Origin of the sequence: Lactobacillus sp. CBA3606, from assembly GCF_002970935.1 — a bacterium.
GTDB lineage: Bacteria > Bacillota > Bacilli > Lactobacillales > Lactobacillaceae > Lactiplantibacillus.
On sequence record NZ_CP027194.1, the window covers coordinates 2,185,335 to 2,203,838 of the forward strand.

Here is an 18,504-nt window from a genome sequence, read left to right on the forward strand (position 1 = left end):
ATGTTAGATGGATTTTTATTTGTCGCGATTGTGGCCATTTGGGGAATTTTAGTCATCAATGTCATTTTAACGATTGCCGGTTATGCTAATTACTTACAAAAAAATCGGCAACCAGCGCCAGAACTACCGGCTGAGGTTCCTTTTGTTTCGATTATGGTGCCTGCGCATAACGAGGGCATCGTGATTGTCAAAACACTCCAAGCCTTGTTGAATTTTGATTACCCACATGATCGCTACGAGATCATTATTATAAATGATAATTCAGACGATAATTCAGCGGAATTATTGGCTCAAACCCAGCGATTGTATCCTAAAAGGCATCTAAAAGTGATTAATACGGATCAGATTACTGGCGGGAAGGGTAAGTCGAATGCGTTGAACATCGGCTTAAAACAGGCTCGTGGGTCGTTGATTTCCATTTATGATGCGGATAACACGCCACAAGTCAGTGCGTTACGCTATCTGGTGGCAGAATTAATGGGTGATCCACAGCTGGCGGCGGTGATTGGTAAATTTCGCACGCGTAATAAGAATGCGTCCTTGTTAACACGATTTATTAACATTGAAACGCTCTCATTTCAATGGATGGCACAGGCGGGACGAGAAAAGTTATTCAAGTTATGTACGATTCCTGGGACGAATTACGTCATCCGGCGTGATATTCTAGAAAAAATTGGTGGCTGGGATGTGAAAGCGTTAGCCGAAGATACTGAAATCAGCTTTCGTATTTATCGGATGGGTTACCGTATCCGGTTTCAGCCCTTAGCCGTGACTTGGGAGCAAGAACCGCAAACGTTAGATGTCTGGTTTCATCAGCGGACTCGCTGGGTGAAAGGCAATATTTATGTGATTCTAAAAAATGCTAAATTATTGTTTACTAAAACCGGCCGACCGATTCGGTTTGATTTACTTTACTTCTTATCAATTTATTTCTTATTAATGACGTCATTAATTTTATCAGATACGATGTTTGTGTTATCAGTTGCAGGGGTCGCACATTCTGATTTAGTCGGTTTTAGTAATGGGTTATGGTTAATGGCAGTGCTCACTTTTGTGATCAGTACCTTTGTGACGATTACAACGGAAAAAGGCGAAATGACGTTTGCTAATTTGATGATCATTATCTTTATGTATCTTGTTTATAGTCAGATGTGGTTAGCCGTAGCAACCTATGGGATGGTGGGATATGTTCGTGAGCAAGTTTTTCATCAACAAGCAAAATGGTACAAAACCAAACGGTATCAGTAAATGGGTCATCGGACTACTCTTGATGGTGGCGCTCAGTAGCAGCGTGCTGTTAGCACCAACTTTAACGGCGACTGCTGCTAAAAAGTCGACCGATTTAACTTATACCCAAGCATTTCAGAATACGACCACGACGCTGTCGGGGACGTCCGTTGAAGCAAACATGTACTTTATAAAAATGGATTATTGGGACGTTAAAAAAGCGACCATTAACCTTAATTTTCAAATCTCACAGTTGGCGAATCGCGCAACATCAGACCTAACCGTTTCATTAAATGGCACTAAATTTTATTCTTTCCGGCCTGAAAAGAAGACTGGGTTACAGACCAAGTCGATCACGGTGCCATTACGACTATTACAGGGTGAAAATCAACTGAAAATTAGTGGGCAAATCTTGAATCAAGCTGGTCAAAAAGACTATCAGTTGGCGCAAACGCCGGCTAATTGGTTAACTATTTATGATGGCGCGACTGTCAACTTTCAATATCAATTAAAAGCGCCAACGACAGCCATCAAGTCATTTTATGCCCACTTTTCAGGGACGGACACGATTGCTAATGAGAACTCTGTTATTACGGTGCCCAAGCAAGCTAGTAATGCGGAATTAACGGCGGCGATGTATGCCTTATCTGGCGAAGCGCGAACAATTGCGACTGAAACATCGCAGATTCAAGTGACAACCGCCGATAATGCCACGGCCAAAGCGGCTGACTATCAATTGGTATTGGCGACGTATGATCATTTGCCAGCACAATTCAAAGCTAAGCTGACTCGGGCACAATTGAAAAACCGAGCGGTGATTAAGACTGTCTACACTGGTGGCAAGCACTATCTAATTGTGACCGCCTTAACGGGACAACACTTGAAGCAAGCGAGTCGCTTTATTGCGAATCAGGAACTGATGCAAGAAACCGAAGCAGCAACCGAATATGTGGATGATCAAACCGCCACGGTAACATCGGAGTTGCAATATGACGGGAGTTATCAGTTAACGACGACTGCGGATCAATTGACGGGTGCTAAACATCAGTCCAGCACTTATTTTGTTAATTTACCGGTTGATCGCACGAATGCGGATGGGTCTAAAATCCGCATTCATTTTCGATATTCGAAGAATTTAAACTTTAAGCGAGCCTTGGCAACCGTTTATTTGAACGGCAGCCCGTTAGGCAGTAAGAAGCTCAGTGCGGCCCGTGCGGATGATGACAGCCTGACGGTAACGTTGCCAAAAGGCCAAGCATTAGGCCATAGCTTTACAATTCGAGTTGGATTTGATTTGGAAATGGCAGATCAGCGTAGTTCAGATAATACGCAAACCCCATGGGCAACTATCGAAACTGATTCTAAAGCGATGATTAAGTCGAAGCCAGTGACGGATGTGTTATTTACGAATTACCCGAACTTGTTTTTGAAAAATGACACGTTCAACAATGTGGTCGTGGTACGACCGAAGACATTAACCAGTTATGATTATCAGACGTTATCGAATATTTTTAATTTGATTGGTAATTATGCGCAAAGTAACACTGGTAGTGTCCGGTTTTACACCCATCAGCCAAGTCAGTCAGTCTTGAAAACGAGTCAGGTGATTGCCTTTGGCACGCCAACTCAAAATGAATTCATTAAGCGACTCAATCATAAGTTGTACTTTAAATACGGTAAAGGCCAGCAAGGATTTGTATCTAATGAAAAGTTAAGCATTGAACGCACGTATGGTGAAAATATTGGGACTGCCCAGCTATTGCGGTCACCATATAATGCCAAGACAGGCTTGTTAGTGGTTACCGCCAAGCAATCGAGTGATGTGTACCGTGCGTCGACACAACTCAACTACCAACGTAACATTGCCCAGTATTCAGGTGACGCAATTGTGGTTGACCATGATAATAATCATTATAATTATCGGTTTAAGAAACATAAGTCGGTGACGGCTGACAATGTCACTGCCAAAACGGTGCTGTCAAAGAATTCACAGTTAGTCGTTTATTTGGGAATCGCGTTAGTTGGGCTTATTTTGATTGGGTTAGCTGCCTTTTTGATTTTACGGAAGCATGGGTTAACCGTACGAAGGGGGTCGCACCATGAATGATGATCAACGGGCTGCCGTGTTTGCAGACGTCTATTTATTATTATTCTTAGCCTTGTTTAGTGTAACCGCAGTGTTAATGACCTTAACCGCCAATCTAACCCTCAATACGATCTATTTAGGGTTGACGGTCTTTATGATTTTAATGACGTATTTTTTTGGAGCGGTTACTGGATTGGTTGCCAACCTTTTATTTATCTTTGCGCAAGCAGTGGTGATGATTTATATTAATGCAACCCATCAAGCTGAAATACCAATGATTATGATTTTTTGGTTAATCATGCCGTTACTTTTATCGGCGACGTTTTATGCGATGACCCGGCGGTTAGCGGCCTTACAAGCGGCCAATGCCAAATTACGGGGCGATATTATGCAGCGTGGGGCATTCGATGAACGAACGGATTTACGGACGACGGTGGCGTATATTCAAGATGCTCAAGTATTTACAGAAACGAATCGCCGGTTCCAATTACCAGTGACGACGGTGATTGTCCGAATTCGTTACTTCAACGAAATCAAACGGATGATGAGTGATCAACAATTTTCAGATCTATTGCGATTGACTTCCGATACAATTACCGGCGCGACTCGCGATAATGACATTACGTATTCATTGGATCAAGAGAATCCAACTTGGGCGATTTTATTATTTTCAGATGTTGCAGGGTCAAAGATTGCTGCTAATCGAATTAAAACGAGTTTTGACAAGGGCCTACAAGCTTCAGTTAGTTTGAGTTCGTTAGAAATTTTGTTAGTCGTGGGGATTGCTAGTTGGGACCCGGAAAAAATGAAGAGTCCCTATGATTTAATGAACACAGGGATTAAAGAAACTGAATACGATGTGTAACGGTACGGTCACGTTTTTCAGTTGTGTACAAACAACTTAGTCGACAAACTGGATTTTTGGGGGTATATTTAGCCACGTAGATTAGTTAAGTGGAAGGGGTTTTAGAAATGGCAAAGCGTTACGACGTGATTATTATTGGTGCTGGTCCTGCTGGGATGACAGCGGCCTTATATGCCTCACGGGCCAATTTATCAGTATTACTATTAGATCGTGGGATTTATGGTGGACAAATGAATAATACCGCCGCAATTGAAAACTACCCGGGTTTTAAATCAATTTTAGGGCCAGATTTGGCTAAGGAAATGTATGAATCCTCAACGCAATTTGGCGCAGAATATGCTTATGGTAGTGTTGAATCTGTTGAAGATCAAGGCGACATTAAAGTGGTCAAAACGGATTCGGACACGTTTGAAACTAAAGCAATCGTCATTGGCACGGGATCAGAGTACCGCAAGCTTGGGGTACCTGGCGAAGATACCTATGGTGGCCGGGGTGTTTCGTACTGTGCCGTTTGTGATGGGGCATTCTTCCGTAACAAGCACGTGGTCGTCATTGGTGGCGGTGATTCTGCCATTGAAGAAGGCAGTTACCTAACGCAATTAGCTGATAAAGTGACTGTTATTCATCGGCGTGATCAATTACGAGCACAACAAATTTTACAAGACCGGGCCTTTGCAAATGAAAAGATGAACTTTGTCTGGAACAGCAACGTCACGGAAATTGTTGGTGATGGGAAAAAGGTCACTGGTGTGAAAGTAACTAATAATCAAACGGGTGAAAATAGCGAAATTGCGGTTGATGGGGTCTTTATTTATGTTGGGATTAACCCAATTACCAAGCCTTTTAGTAATCTAGGTATTACGGATGAAAATGGTTGGATCGAAACGACTGACCATATGGAAACCAAAGTTCCTGGAATCTTTGCTGTAGGCGATGTACGTAAAAAAGATTTGCGGCAAGTTGCTACCGCTGTCGGTGAAGGCGGTACGGCTGGACAACAAGTCTATTCATACATTACAGCTCTCGGTGATAAAGTTAAAAATTAGGTCACGAGTGTCAGTTTAAAAGTCTGCTAGTTTGCGAGCATTAATATAAACTCGGAACAAACGGACTTTTAGGACATGTTTCGAGATGACTGATGACAAATAGTCACGGCAGGAAGTCACAAATTCTGGTTCTAAAATATCTGTTGTTGGTAATTGAGTGAAAACTTGATTACTGGCAGCGGATATTTTTGTATGTATTTTATTTGTAGTATATTAAAAAAGTGCAGAAAAAGAGATATAGTCGGCAGACTTATATATCTATCCACTACCACATTTCAAGAGAAAGAAGCGACTATACCCCTATGAGTAAGGATACTAAATTTTTATTGGGAATTAAAGACCAAAACATCAAAAAAGTAACTATTATCAATAACATTCAAGAAAAAGGACCAATCGAGGTTCAAGCAGTTTTGGACTATCGTCCAAAAGCGTGTCCAAAGTGCGGCGTGCTCAACAGAAAAAGCATCATTCGTTATGGCTGGCGGCAAGTAAAAGTTAAGCTACTTAGGAGCAGTGAGCGAGACGTTTTACTGCATCTAAAGAAACGGAACTTTAAGTGTAAAGTGTGCAACAGCTATTTTTTAGCAGCAACCAGTTTAACGCAACGGAATCATACAATCTCTAATAATGTTCGTATCGCTTGCTTAGAGAAGCTGAGTGAACCGGTGACCATGACACACATTGCTCACGAATTGAATATTTCAAGTAGTACAGTTGTCTCAATGTTAAAGACCTACGAACGTGATTTATTGACCCATTATGATTGGTTGCCAAGTGTCATTTGTATGGATGAAATCAAGTCAACCAAAGATGCCAATGGTTCGATGAGTTTCGTCTTTATGGATGGAGAAACTCATCAATTTATAGATATCTTAGAATCGAGAACACTTGCTAGTCTTGAAAAATACTTTAACCGTTATACGAAAGCAGCCCGAATGGGTGTCAAAGTTATTGTAACGGATATGAATTATACGTACCCTGAGCTAGTGTCAGTATTTCCAGAGGCCATAATCGTTACTGACCGGTTGCACATCGTGAAATCGGCGGTGGTAGGCTTTAATCAAACTCGTATTCGCGTCATGAAACAATTTGCTAAATCAAATATTAAATATAAAGCACTAAAGAGATATTGGAAACTACTCTTAAAACCTAACGAGAAACTTGATATCAAGAACTATAGGCACTATTCCTTTATTGCCGGACGCCATACCCAAAATCAAATTGTTGAAGAGATGCTGGAATTTGATCCAGATTTAAAACGAGCCTATGACGCCTTGCATACACTCAGAAGCGCCGTCAAATATCGAGATTTACCCCGTTTAAGACAGGTTCTCGATGCTAGTAATCAATTTCCAGAGGAAATGGAGAAACATTTTTTGAAACTACGAGATAGCCAAGAGTCGATTGAGAACGCACTTAGATATCAATATTCAAATGGTCCTTTGGAAGGGACAAATAACAAAATCAAAGTTTTAAAACATACCGCCTATGGTTTTGGAAATTTCAATAATTTCAGATTGCGTATACATTTAATGTTCGCATTAAAAAAAGGTGCTTAGCTGTTGCGCGGCTAAGCACCAATAAAAAGATTACCAACAACAGTTGACAGAGAACCCAAATTCTTGCCATGACTATTTTTTTGCGTGATTTTGTTGGTCGCATTTTAGTTGCCCTCAGGGCGGTAATTCGCTATAATCAGCAACACTGAAAGCGATTACGATTAGACCCTTAACTCACAGTGAAGGAGGCAACCATGCCAACGTATAAATATTTTGCCCAACCCATTAAAAATGTCCTGACGAACCAGACTATTTTGTATGAATTATTATTACGACAATGGCATGAGGCGCACCAAAATTGGGGAATTCCAACTGATTTTGAGCTCACTCCAGCGGCGGTTATCCAGTTGTTGGATGTGGCTGTTAAGGAATTAAAGTACCACAATGTTTCAATTAACCTGACCCAAAAACAATTTGCCGATCCGGTCATGCAACGTGACTTGAATGCGTATGTAACTGAAAATTTATTGCCACGCCAATTAACCATTGAATTAGTCAGCACGCCGGATTTAGCGGTATTAAAAGCTATGAGCCGAGATTATCGCTCGGCAGGGGTGCTAATTGCGTTTGACGATGTGGGCTCGGATAATTTGTTGGCAGACATTGCCCCCATGTTACCGTATGCCAACACGATTAAGTTTGCATTGCAAAATAGCCGTCAAAATGGTCAGACCAATTTGAAAACAGCAATTTCAGAGCTCCGTTTTTGGTTTGAAAAAGCGGAAGCCGAGCAAATGCTGTTTACCTTTGAAGGGATTGAAACGGCTGCTGACTTGCAATTGGCACATCACTTGCGGATCACAAGGGGACAAGGGTATTTGTTTGCCAAGCCACAGTTACCCGCGACATTTAATCGTTAAAAACGCACTAACCGTGGTATCAGGGTCATTGCCATGGTTAGTGCGTTTCTTTAATGTTGATAGGGAAATAATAAGAGTTGTTTATTCGTATAAGTGCCTAAATAAATATCGCTTAGGGTGTAATGTTTGGCATCAAGTTGCGCTTGTAGCCAAGCTAAATCATGATTGCTACTCTCTAAGGCATCCGTATTTAGCTGACCATCGACAATTAAAGGATATTTGATGGCATCGTCACCAACTTGCGTAATTGTTAATTGACCGTTCTGTTCGAGAATCGCACGTTTAACGTAACGGATGTCGGTAATGCCCTCAGTACGCAAACGGAAGGTTAAGTCATTAGCACTCAACCCGTTTTTTAGGGCGGTTGCGACCATCAGCTCACCATTTTTAATTAAGAGTTGTGGTTGACCGTCAATCAAGGTTTTAATATAGCGATTATGATGGGTCAAAAATCGGAGGACTAAGACGAGTAACGTCCAGATTAACAGCACTAAGATATATTGAAGGACAGTGACACTCGTGCTATAAATCATCCCACCAACGATGGCACCCAGTACATAGTTTTGAACCTGATCGAGCGCACTGATAGGGGCGAGGTTACTTTTCCCGGATAGATTAATTTGAAGAATGATAGTTAATAAGCCTAGGCCTAACTTAATGGGCACATCCCAGTATGAAAACATTATTGGTCCCCCTTAACGTAAGTGATTTGCGGATTAATTGGGGTGGCTTTGGTTAAGGTATAGCTATTTCCATCGGGATTAATCGTCACGTTATAAATGGTTTTATTCACTATAATTAACATGCCACTATTGACGGTGGCAGTATTTGACCAGATCTTGTGGCGCGAGACGTGGTGTTTTTGTGCCACCCGTTGCATAATCTGAGTGACTTGCGACTTTTGGGATGAATTAGATTGTAACGTCTGCCATTCATTAAATTGAATGCCAATCAGCAAGAATAATAATAAAACCATGATAATAAATAAATCACGATACTTTAAGTCGGTTTGATGCCGATACCAGAGCCAACTAACTAGACCGATAATTAAAATAATAATACTAATTACTGCCAGTTGGATTAGCGTGTGGTTACTGTTTTGTTGCGTTAAATAAGTGTATGAATAAAAAGTCATGATAGCCCCCTTATGAGCTTAATTATACCAATTTTTCAAGTAAAAGAGACTGAAATAATAATGGCAATAGTGGTGCTAGCAGCATAAATTGCAAGGCAAACGCAGATTTATCATGATTTTTAACTTGTAAAGGGGTCACATGTTGTATACTATTTTTGTAAGCACTAACAATTATATGAATTGGGGATGGTCACTTGAGTTGGAAAGAAACATATTCAACTTGGAAGCAACAGGCAACACTCGAACCAAGCCTAAAAGCAGAATTAACGAATTTAGCAGGCGATGAAGCGACGTTAGAAGATGCCTTTTATCAGCCAATGGAATTTGGAACAGCCGGGATGCGTGGTATTCTCGGCCCTGGGATTAATCGCATGAATATCTATACAGTCCGTCAAGCAACGGAAGGGCTGGCGCGGTTCATGGATACGCTACCAGCTGAGGTTAAAGACCGTGGTGTGGCAATCAGCTTTGATTCACGCCATCATTCGACCGATTTTGCGCATGAAGCGGCGCATGTTTTAGGGGCACATGGTATTAAATCATTTGTCTTTGAAGGGTTACGACCAACACCTGAATTATCGTATACTGTGCGCCACTTAAAGACTTATGCTGGGATTATGATTACAGCTAGCCATAATCCAAAACAATATAATGGTTATAAGATCTATGGTGAAGATGGTGGTCAAATGCCACCGAAGGAATCTGATTTAATCACATCATATATTCGCAAAGCTACTGATTTATTCGCTATTGACGTGGCTGATGAAACGCAATTGTTGGCTGATCATACCATGACGATGATTGGTGATGATGTGGATCAAGATTACTTGGCTGAAGTTAAGAAGATTACCATTAACCAAAAGCTAGTGGATGAAGTGGGGAAGGACATGAAGCTTGTGTTCACGCCATTACATGGGACTGGCCAGATGTTGGGTGAAAAAGCCCTCCGCAATGCAGGCTTTAAAAACTTTAGCATTGTTAAGGAACAAGCCATTGCTGATCCCGAATTTCCAACGGTCAAGTTTCCTAATCCTGAATTTCCATCTGCTTTTAAGATGGCGATTGAATTAGGGAAAAAGGAAGGCGCCGATGTTTTAATTGCGGTCGATCCTGATGCTGACCGGTTAGGGACGGCAGTGCGTCAGCCCAATGGTGACTACGTGTTATTGACGGGTAACCAAATTGCGGCGGTCTTGTTACATTACATCTTACAAGCCAATAAAGATGCTGGCACGTTGCCAGCGAATGCTGCTGCGGTGAAGTCGATTGTTTCAAGTGAATTTGCAACGAAGGTTGCGGCATCATATCATGTCGACATGGTTAATGTCTTAACTGGTTTTAAATACATTGCAGAACAAATCGAACACTTTGAAGCGACTGGGGAACACACCTTTATGTTTGGTTTTGAAGAAAGCTATGGTTATTTAATCAAGCCATTTGTTCATGATAAAGATGCCATTCAAACCACAGTATTATTGGCCGAAGTAGCAGCTTACTACAAACGTCAAGGCAAGAACTTGTATAATGGGTTGCAAGACTTGTTTGCTGAGTACGGGTATTTCCGTGAAAAGACGACTTCAGAAGAATTCGATGGTGTAGGCGGTAGTGACAAGATTGCGGCTCTCATGACTAAGTTCCGTGAAGAGGCCCCTGTTGAATTTGCGGGCTATGAAGTTGTTTCAACGGAAGACTTCCAATCACAAGTTGAAACCTTTGCGACTGGCAAAACGGCGCCAATTGCGTTACCAACGGCGAATGTTTTGAAGTATAAGTTAGCGGATGGTACTTGGATTGCCATCCGGCCTTCTGGGACTGAACCTAAGATTAAGTTTTATATTGGGACCTTAGGGGATTCTTTGGATGCTGCTAATACGAAGTTAGAACAATTTGATCAAGCGATTCAGGCTTTTATTAAAGCTTAAGGGATTACTGAATTTAAATTTAAAAGGAATGCCGCTGATTTTTTTCAGGGCATCCCTTTTTTGTATTTAATAATCATTAGGATTAGCAGCCAAGGGTTGGTAATCCGCCATTTCAGCGTCGCGATAATCCCACCATTCATTGTCATAACCGACAAAGCCAGCGGTTGTCATCGCCGTATTGAGAATTTGGTAATAATGATCTTGAATTGCAGTCCGTGGCGCATCCCGATGAGCTAATGGACTAAAATCGTCAAAGGCGGTCGGCATTGGACAAGCTTCACCAGTTGCGGTGACCAAAGTTAAATCAAGGGTAACGCCCTTTTGGTGACTGAAATTCGGATTAGGTGGCGCGACAAATTCTGGATCAGGGTAGGCGTCGAATAAGCGTTTTTGAGCGCTAACCGGCCGGTAAGCATCCCAAATCTTTAACCGGAGCTGCTGTGTTTGGACGAGCGCACTCGCCTGGACCAATTTTTGTGCCGTACCAGTCCGAGCGATGGCCGTGGTGAAATTATAAATCACCTGATGGGTAAAATTATTGGGCGTAGCATAGCGTAAGTCCACGATAATGTTGGGATCAAGCTTTTTGAGATTTGTGAAACCAGTTAATTCAGGGGACATTTTGCAGACCTCCTTAAGCGTTGATACCCCTCATTGTACGCAAGTCAGGGTGATTTGTCTGGTGATAAGGATTGTAAGCTTTAAAGTAGACAGGGGCGATGGTGGTTGTTATGATGGACGATACTGCGTGAAAAAATAAGACAACCAGAGGTGAAGCTAATGACACGCCAAACGCGACGAGCCATTTTTATTTTAATTTTTAGTGAATTTTTAGTTTGTTTAGGGATTAGTTTAGTCATTCCAGTAATGCCATTTATTAAGAATGATCTCAAACTAACTGCAACGGATATGGGGATTATGAACGCTTTATTTGCGCTGGCGCAATTTGTGGCTTCACCTTTGATTGGTCGATTATCTGACCGCATTGGTCGTAAACCAGTCTTAGCAGGTGGACTATTCTTATACATGGTGTCAGAATTCTTGTTTGCTTTGACCAATCAGCTATGGGTCTTCAATATTTCTCGGCTAATTGGTGGATTATCAGCGGCAATGGTCGTGCCAACTGCGATGGCCTTAGCTTCTGATATTACAACCAAGCGACAACGAGCTAAGGTTATCGGCTGGTTATCAGCGGCTTTTAGCGGTGGCTTGATTTTAGGACCAGGGATTGGTGGTATTTTAGCAGGAATCAGTTATAAGACCCCATTTTGGGTGGCCGGTAGTTTAGGCTTAATTAGTGCAATTGTCTTATTAAGCTTACTCCCGAGTGATGCTGAAACCTTGGCCCAACGAGAACCAGAGCTGGATTCGAAGGCTGAGCCAGCCAGTCATCCCTTAAGTCGTGCCTTTTGGACCGTGCCGATTATTATTTTATTTACGATGATTTTAGTCTCTTCATTTGGCTTACAAGGATTCGAAAGTATTTACAGTATTTATGTTAACGAGGTCTTTCACTTTAGCTTAAGCAATATTGCAATGGTCTTAACTTTAAATGGGTTAATTTCGTTATTCTTGCAAGTGGCTTTGTTCGATACTTTTGTGCAAAAGTGGGGCGAACGACGGGTTATTCGTGTTTGTTTTGCAGCGGCGGCCATCTGTACGATTTGGATTACCCAAGCGCATACTAAATGGGAAGTTATGATTGCGACTTTGGTCATCTTCTCAGCATTCGACCTGTTACGACCAGCGATTACGACTTTATTGACCAAAGCCAGTGAGTCCAATCAAGGCCTGATTAATGGGTTGAACATGTCACTAACAAGTGTGGGTAACATTGTCGGACCCATTATGTCCGGTATGTTATTGGATATGAATACGCATTATCCGTATATTGTCGTGGCAGGATTCTTAATTGTGTCTTATCTGATGGCTTTCTTACTGCATCGGCCACAACAACCACTACCATCAACTAAACAATGAGTTAAAACGGGACTAGCAAAAATTGCTGGGACCGTTTTTTTGGTTGCTAGTAAGTAGTGGATTTGGTACACTGAGGCCAATTTAAATGAGATTAGGACGGTGTTTAAGATGGGGATGCATCAATATTTACAAAGCTTGAGTAATTTAGAAACGATTCAACGGGCGCCTGGATTTTTTAAGTATCAGAATCATTCGGTGGCTGCGCATTCATTTAAGGTTGCTGAGATTGGCCAGTTCTTAGGGGACGTCGAAGCCAATGCAGGGCAGAAAGTGGATTGGCGGTCCCTGTATGAAAAAGCGTTGAATCATGATTATAATGAGCGTTTCATTGGCGATATTAAAACGCCTGTTAAATATGCAACTAAGACTCTCCGGGAAATGTTAGCGGATGTCGAACATAAGTTGTCCCAAAATTTTATTCAAAATGAAATTCCAACCGAGTTTCAGGCTGCCTATTCACGCCGGTTGTCAGAAGGTAAGGATGCCACCTTAGAAGGTCAAATCTTATCAGTGGCGGATAAGATAGACTTACTGTATGAATCATTTGGTGAAATTCAAAAAGGAAATCCAGAACCGGTGTTTACGGCAATCTATCAAGAAAGTTTGAAAACCATTGTCGCTTTCAAACAACTGGCTTGTGTGCAGTATTTTCTGCAAGCTGTCTTGCCAGAAATGTTAGCTGAGTCGTTTACCAATCAAGAAAAAATGCAGGCCTTGACGCAACAAATTCTAGCGGCAACGACGCAACCTGATTAATGGCGAAAGTATGTTCGATGTGCTAAAATGAATAGCGGTTTTGTAAGTGATAGGGAAGCCACGGCTTGCCTATTTTTTATGAGAAATGACGCCAGTTAAATGGCGAATGGCTGGGCTTAAGCTGTACTAGTCTAGTTAATGATAAAACTTAAAAATAGCTTTTAGAGGAGGAGTCGCTTTTGATTGATCGTATCGATAATAATCAATTTGATTTGGTTTCTGAATATCAACCTACCGGGGATCAACCGCAGGCCATTCAGCAATTAACGGCCGGCTTAAATGCGGGTGAAAAAGAACAGATTCTGTTAGGTGCCACCGGGACTGGGAAAACTTTTACAATTTCAAATGTTATTGCACAAGTTAATCGACCGACCTTAATTTTATCCCATAACAAAACGTTAGCTGGGCAACTATACGGGGAATTTAAAAAGTTCTTCCCGCATAATGCGGTCGAATATTTTGTCAGTTATTATGATTACTATCAACCAGAAGCCTATGTGCCTTCCAGTGATACTTATATTGAAAAAGACTCGGCTATTAATGATGAAATTGATAAGTTACGACATTCGGCGACGAGTTCATTGTTGGAACGAAATGATGTGATTGTTGTGGCCTCGGTTTCCAGTATTTTTGGGTTAGGGGATCCGACTGAATATAAGAATCATGTGGTTTCTTTACGAGTGGGGATGACTTTAGAGCGTGATGCGTTGTTACGGAAACTTGTGGATATTCAATTCGATCGGAATGACATCGATTTTCAACGGGGACGTTTCCGGGTTCATGGCGATATTGTTGAGATTTTTCCAGCTTCGCGGGATGACCATGCCTTGCGGGTTGAGTTTTTTGGTGATGAGATTGACCGCATTCGCGAGATTGATGCGTTAACGGGAGAAGTTGTGGGTGACCGGGACCATGTTGCTATCTTCCCAGCGACCCATTTTATGACGAATGATGCCATTATGGAACAAGCAATTGATGGCATTGATGCTGAATTAGCAGACCGATTAAAAACGTTAACAGCGGATGGAAAGTTGTTGGAAGCTCAACGGTTAAAGCAACGGACGACTTACGATATCGAAATGTTACGTGAGATGGGGTATACCAACGGGATTGAAAATTACTCGCGGTTTATGGACGGCCGCCATCCTGGCGAGCCACCATATACGTTATTAGATTTCTTCCCGAAAGATTTTTTAATGGTGGTTGATGAGTCTCATGTGACCATGCCACAAGTGCGTGGTATGTACAATGGTGACCGCTCACGGAAACAAATGTTAGTGGATTATGGCTTTCGGTTACCAAGTGCGCTCGATAATCGGCCTTTAAAGTTAGCTGAAGTGGAACAGCACGAAAATCAAGTTGTGTATATGTCAGCGACTCCTGGGCCTTATGAAATGGATCGTACAAAGCATGTGGTCCAACAAATTATTCGACCAACCGGATTATTAGATCCTAAGATTGAAGTGCGGCCGATTATGGGGCAGATTGATGACCTAGTTGGTGAAATCAATGCACGGGTTGAACGTCATGAACGTGTCTTCGTCACGACGTTAACCAAAAAGATGTCCGAAGATTTAACGGATTATATGAAAGATTTAGGGATTAAAGTGCGTTACTTGCATAGTGATATCAAGACGTTGGAACGAACTAAGATTATTCGTGATTTACGATTAGGTAAGTTTGATGTCTTGATTGGGATTAACTTGTTGCGTGAAGGGATTGATGTTCCAGAAGTGTCCTTAGTGGTTATTTTGGATGCCGACAAGGAAGGCTTTTTACGAAATGAACGGTCGTTAATTCAAACTATTGGTCGTGCCGCACGGAATGAACATGGATCGGTCATTATGTATGCCGATAAGACCACCGTTTCTATGCAAGCAGCCATGGATGAAACTGCTCGACGGCGGCAGATTCAAGAACAGTATAATCACGATCATCACATCACACCGCACACGATTAAGAAATCAATTCCAGAGTTGATTGCCTCAACGAAAGCGACGGCTGATACTGGTAAAAAGGATGATTTCTTAGAAACTGATTTTGATGATATGACCCATGAACAACAACTCGATATGATTGGCAAGTTGGAAGAGCAGATGAAGACGGCGGCTAAGAAGTTAGACTTTGAACAGGCCGCAACGTTACGAGATACTGTCATGGAATTAAAAGCGCAGATTAGCTAGGAGGTCATTTTTTTGGCGAACGATAAGATTGTCATTCATGGGGCACGAGCCCATAATTTAAAAAATATTGATGTCACGATTCCTCGGAATAAATTAGTGGTCGTGACGGGACTATCTGGTTCCGGTAAGAGTTCGCTGGCGTTTGACACATTGTACGCTGAAGGGCAACGACGTTATGTTGAAAGTCTGTCAGCGTATGCGCGGCAATTCTTAGGGCAAATGCAAAAGCCGGATGTTGATTCAATTGATGGGTTAAGCCCGGCAATCTCAATTGATCAAAAGACGACGTCCAAGAATCCGCGCTCAACAGTCGGTACGGTCACTGAAATTAACGATTATTTACGCTTGTTATGGGCACGGGTTGGGCAACCAATCTGTCCGAATGATGGGACGTTAATCGCCAGTCAAACCGTTGAACAAATGGTTGATCGGGTGCAAAAATTACCAGAACGGACTAAATTACAGATTCTATCACCAGTGGTACGTCAAAAGAAAGGCGAACACAAAAAAATCTTTGAAAAGATCAAGCGCGAAGGTTTTGTACGTGTCAGAGTTGATAATGAGGTTCATGATATTGGCGAAACCTTTGAATTGAATAAGAATCAACAACATACCATCGAAATTGTGATTGACCGTATCGTGGTCAAGTCGGGTGAGCGCTCACGGTTGTTCGATTCGTTTGAAGCAGCTTTACGTTTAAGTGGGGGCTATGCGATTGCGGATGTCATCGGTGGCGACCCAATTCTGTTTTCTGAACACTATGCTTGTCCAGTCTGTGGGTTCACGGTGGGTGAACTTGAACCACGGTTATTCTCTTTTAATGCGCCCCAAGGTGCCTGTCCTGATTGCGAAGGTTTAGGCGTTAAGCTCGAAGTAGATGAAGATTTAGTGGTTCCAGATAAAAGCCTCACGTTAGCCGAAGGCGCTTTAGCACCTTGGAATCCAATTAGTTCACAATACTATCCAGAGATGTTAAAGCAAGCCTGTGAACAGTTGTCAATTCCGCTGGATGTGCCATATGAAGACTTAAGTAAAGCTGAACGACAAACGGTCTTATTTGGTTCGGCGGATCAACAATTCCACTTCCATTACCAAAATGATTTCGGTGGCGTACGCGATGTAGATGCGGTCTTTGAAGGGGTTATTAATAACGTTGATCGGCGTTACCGAGAGACTAGTAGTGACTTTACACGTGACGTGATGCGTAAATACATGACGGAATTAACTTGCCAAACTTGTCACGGTTTCCGGCTGAATCGAAAAGCCTTAGCCGTTAAAGTTGGTGGTCAACATTTAGGCACTGTTTCAGCAGAAGCTATCGGGGATGAACTTGATTTTTTTGCGCAGTTAAAATTATCAGCGCAAGAATTAATCATTGCACAGCCGATTCTAAAAGAAATTCGTGATCGGTTAACGTTCTTACAAAATGTGGGCTTGGCCTATTTGACGTTAAGCCGGGCTGCCCGGACCTTATCTGGGGGCGAAGCACAACGGATTCGCTTGGCAACGCAAATTGGATCGAATCTATCAGGCGTGCTATACATTTTGGATGAACCGTCGATTGGGTTACATCAACGGGATAACGATCGGTTAATTAAGTCGCTAAAGAAAATGCGTGACTTAGGCAATACGCTAATCGTAGTTGAACACGATGAAGATACGATGCGCGCAGCAGATTACATTATTGATATTGGACCAGGTGCTGGCGAAAATGGTGGTGAAGTCATGGCCGCTGGGACACCGAAGCAAGTGGCCCGTTCTCGTAAATCATTGACAGGTCAATATTTAGCCGGCAAACGCTTCATTCCAGTGCCGACCACTCGGCGGCCTGGTAATGGCAAAAAAATTCGGATTACCGGCGCAGCTGAAAATAATTTGAAGCAAATTGATGTGGATTTCCCCTTAGGCGAATTAGTTGTTGTAACCGGGGTTTCTGGATCAGGTAAGTCAACGCTGGTTAATGATATTTTGAAGCGCGCTTTAGCCCAAAAATTAAATCGTAATTCGGAAAAGCCTGGGAAGTACCGGTCAATTAGTGGTGTCAAAAACATTGAACGGTTAGTTAATATTGACCAAAGTCCGATTGGCCGTACGCCACGGAGTAATCCAGCAACGTATACCGGCGTCTTTGATAATATTCGGGACCTATTTGCCCAAACTAATGAAGCTAAGCTCCGTGGGTATCAAAAAGGGCGCTTTAGTTTTAATATTAAGGGCGGCCGCTGCGAAGCTTGCCATGGTGACGGGATTCTAAAGATTGAAATGAACTTTTTACCAGATGTCTTTGTACCGTGTGAAGTGTGTCATGGTCAACAATATAATTCTGAAACTTTGGAAGTCGAATACAAAGGGAAAAACATTGCGGATATTTTAAAGATGACCGCTTCAGAAGCAGTTAAGTTCTTTGAACCAATTCCTAAAATTCGACGGAAACTACAAACCTTAGTGGATGTTGGTCTTGGTTACGTTAAGTTAGGCCAACCAGCCACGACACTGTCTGGTGGTGAAGCCCAACGGATGAAGTTGGCGTCAGAGCTACACAAACAACAATCTGGGAAGAATTTCTATATTTTGGATGAACCAACGACAGGCTTGCATAGCGAGGATATTCGGCGACTCATTGGCGTTTTGGAACGCTTGGTGGATGCCGGCAATACGGTTTTGATTATTGAACATAACTTAGATATTGTTAAGTCAGCGGATCACTTGATTGACTTAGGGCCAGAAGGTGGTGCTGGTGGGGGGCAAGTCCTAGCGACTGGGACCCCAGAAGAAATTGCGGCTGTGCCTGAAAGTTATACTGGTCAATACTTGAAGCCAGTCTTGGCGCGCGATGCTGCTCGACAGGCAACTCCGGTAACCAAATAACCTAAAGTTTGTGGTAC

14 protein-coding genes are annotated in these 18,504 nt (G+C 42.3%); 11 read left to right on the plus strand and 3 right to left on the minus strand.

The genetic code is table 11. The features are described from left to right. From C5Z26_RS10605 to C5Z26_RS10630, 6 genes are all read left to right on the plus strand, one after another. Positions 1–1,248, plus strand: coding sequence for a glycosyltransferase family 2 protein (locus C5Z26_RS10605; protein WP_105449917.1), 1,248 nt, complete (start codon positions 1–3; stop codon positions 1,246–1,248). Then, positions 1,187–3,334 carry a cellulose biosynthesis cyclic di-GMP-binding regulatory protein BcsB gene (locus C5Z26_RS10610; RefSeq protein WP_105449918.1) on the plus strand — a complete coding sequence of 716 codons (2,148 nt, stop codon included), beginning with the start codon at positions 1,187–1,189 and terminating at the stop codon, positions 3,332–3,334. The genes C5Z26_RS10605 and C5Z26_RS10610 overlap by 62 nt, the downstream gene beginning before the upstream one ends. Further along, on the plus strand, positions 3,327–4,178 hold the full coding sequence (locus C5Z26_RS10615; protein WP_105449919.1) for a GGDEF domain-containing protein: 852 nt from the start codon (positions 3,327–3,329) through the stop codon (positions 4,176–4,178). The genes C5Z26_RS10610 and C5Z26_RS10615 overlap by 8 nt, the downstream gene beginning before the upstream one ends. A 107-nt stretch (positions 4,179–4,285) precedes the next feature. Then, positions 4,286–5,224 carry a thioredoxin-disulfide reductase gene (gene trxB, locus C5Z26_RS10620; RefSeq protein WP_105449920.1) on the plus strand — a complete coding sequence of 313 codons (939 nt, stop codon included), beginning with the start codon at positions 4,286–4,288 and terminating at the stop codon, positions 5,222–5,224. 302 nt (positions 5,225–5,526) lie between these two features. After that, positions 5,527–6,783: an ISL3 family transposase gene (locus C5Z26_RS10625; protein WP_105449921.1), complete on the plus strand. Its 1,257-nt coding sequence runs from the start codon at positions 5,527–5,529 to the stop codon at positions 6,781–6,783. Between the two features lie 194 nt (positions 6,784–6,977). After that, positions 6,978–7,643, plus strand: a complete 666-nt coding sequence (locus tag C5Z26_RS10630) for an EAL domain-containing protein (RefSeq protein ID WP_105449922.1) — start codon at positions 6,978–6,980, stop codon at positions 7,641–7,643. 50 nt (positions 7,644–7,693) lie between these two features. Here C5Z26_RS10630 and C5Z26_RS10635 read toward each other — a convergent pair whose 3' ends face one another. Both C5Z26_RS10635 and C5Z26_RS10640 read right to left on the minus strand, forming a co-directional pair. After that, a complete protein-coding gene (locus tag C5Z26_RS10635; protein WP_105449923.1) occupies positions 7,694–8,326 on the minus strand; it encodes a DUF421 domain-containing protein in 633 nt (210 codons plus the stop codon). Next, on the minus strand, positions 8,326–8,778 hold the full coding sequence (locus C5Z26_RS10640) for a DUF3290 domain-containing protein (RefSeq protein WP_105449924.1): 453 nt from the start codon (positions 8,776–8,778) through the stop codon (positions 8,326–8,328). Before C5Z26_RS10640 ends, C5Z26_RS10635 begins: the two co-directional genes overlap by 1 nt. A 194-nt stretch (positions 8,779–8,972) precedes the next feature. Between C5Z26_RS10640 and C5Z26_RS10645 the strand changes: the two genes are divergently transcribed. Continuing rightward, positions 8,973–10,700, plus strand: a complete 1,728-nt coding sequence (locus C5Z26_RS10645; protein ID WP_105449925.1) for a phospho-sugar mutase — start codon at positions 8,973–8,975, stop codon at positions 10,698–10,700. A gap of 66 nt (positions 10,701–10,766) precedes the next feature. Here the strand turns inward: C5Z26_RS10645 and C5Z26_RS10650 are convergent, their stop codons facing one another. Then, the gene (locus C5Z26_RS10650; RefSeq protein WP_105449926.1) at positions 10,767–11,321 is read right to left on the minus strand and encodes a M15 family metallopeptidase; all 555 of its coding nucleotides are present in this window, start codon (positions 11,319–11,321) and stop codon (positions 10,767–10,769) included. A 159-nt stretch (positions 11,322–11,480) separates the two neighbouring features. On the opposite strand from C5Z26_RS10650, the gene C5Z26_RS10655 reads away from it, so the two are divergent. The 4 genes from C5Z26_RS10655 to uvrA all read left to right on the plus strand — a co-directional run bounded on the left by C5Z26_RS10655 (position 11,481) and on the right by uvrA (position 18,487). Continuing rightward, complete coding sequence (locus tag C5Z26_RS10655) at positions 11,481–12,680, plus strand: MFS transporter (protein ID WP_105449927.1); 1,200 nt, start codon at positions 11,481–11,483, stop codon at positions 12,678–12,680. 108 nt (positions 12,681–12,788) lie between these two features. Further along, on the plus strand, positions 12,789–13,436 hold the full coding sequence (locus tag C5Z26_RS10660; protein ID WP_105449928.1) for a YfbR-like 5'-deoxynucleotidase: 648 nt from the start codon (positions 12,789–12,791) through the stop codon (positions 13,434–13,436). A gap of 179 nt (positions 13,437–13,615) precedes the next feature. Next, entirely contained in the window at positions 13,616–15,619 is a 2,004-nt protein-coding gene (gene uvrB, locus C5Z26_RS10665) for an excinuclease ABC subunit UvrB (RefSeq protein WP_105449929.1), read from the plus strand. A 12-nt stretch (positions 15,620–15,631) separates the two neighbouring features. Beyond that, entirely contained in the window at positions 15,632–18,487 is a 2,856-nt protein-coding gene (uvrA, locus tag C5Z26_RS10670; protein ID WP_105449930.1) for an excinuclease ABC subunit UvrA, read from the plus strand. The last annotated feature ends 17 nt before the right edge of the window (positions 18,488–18,504 follow it).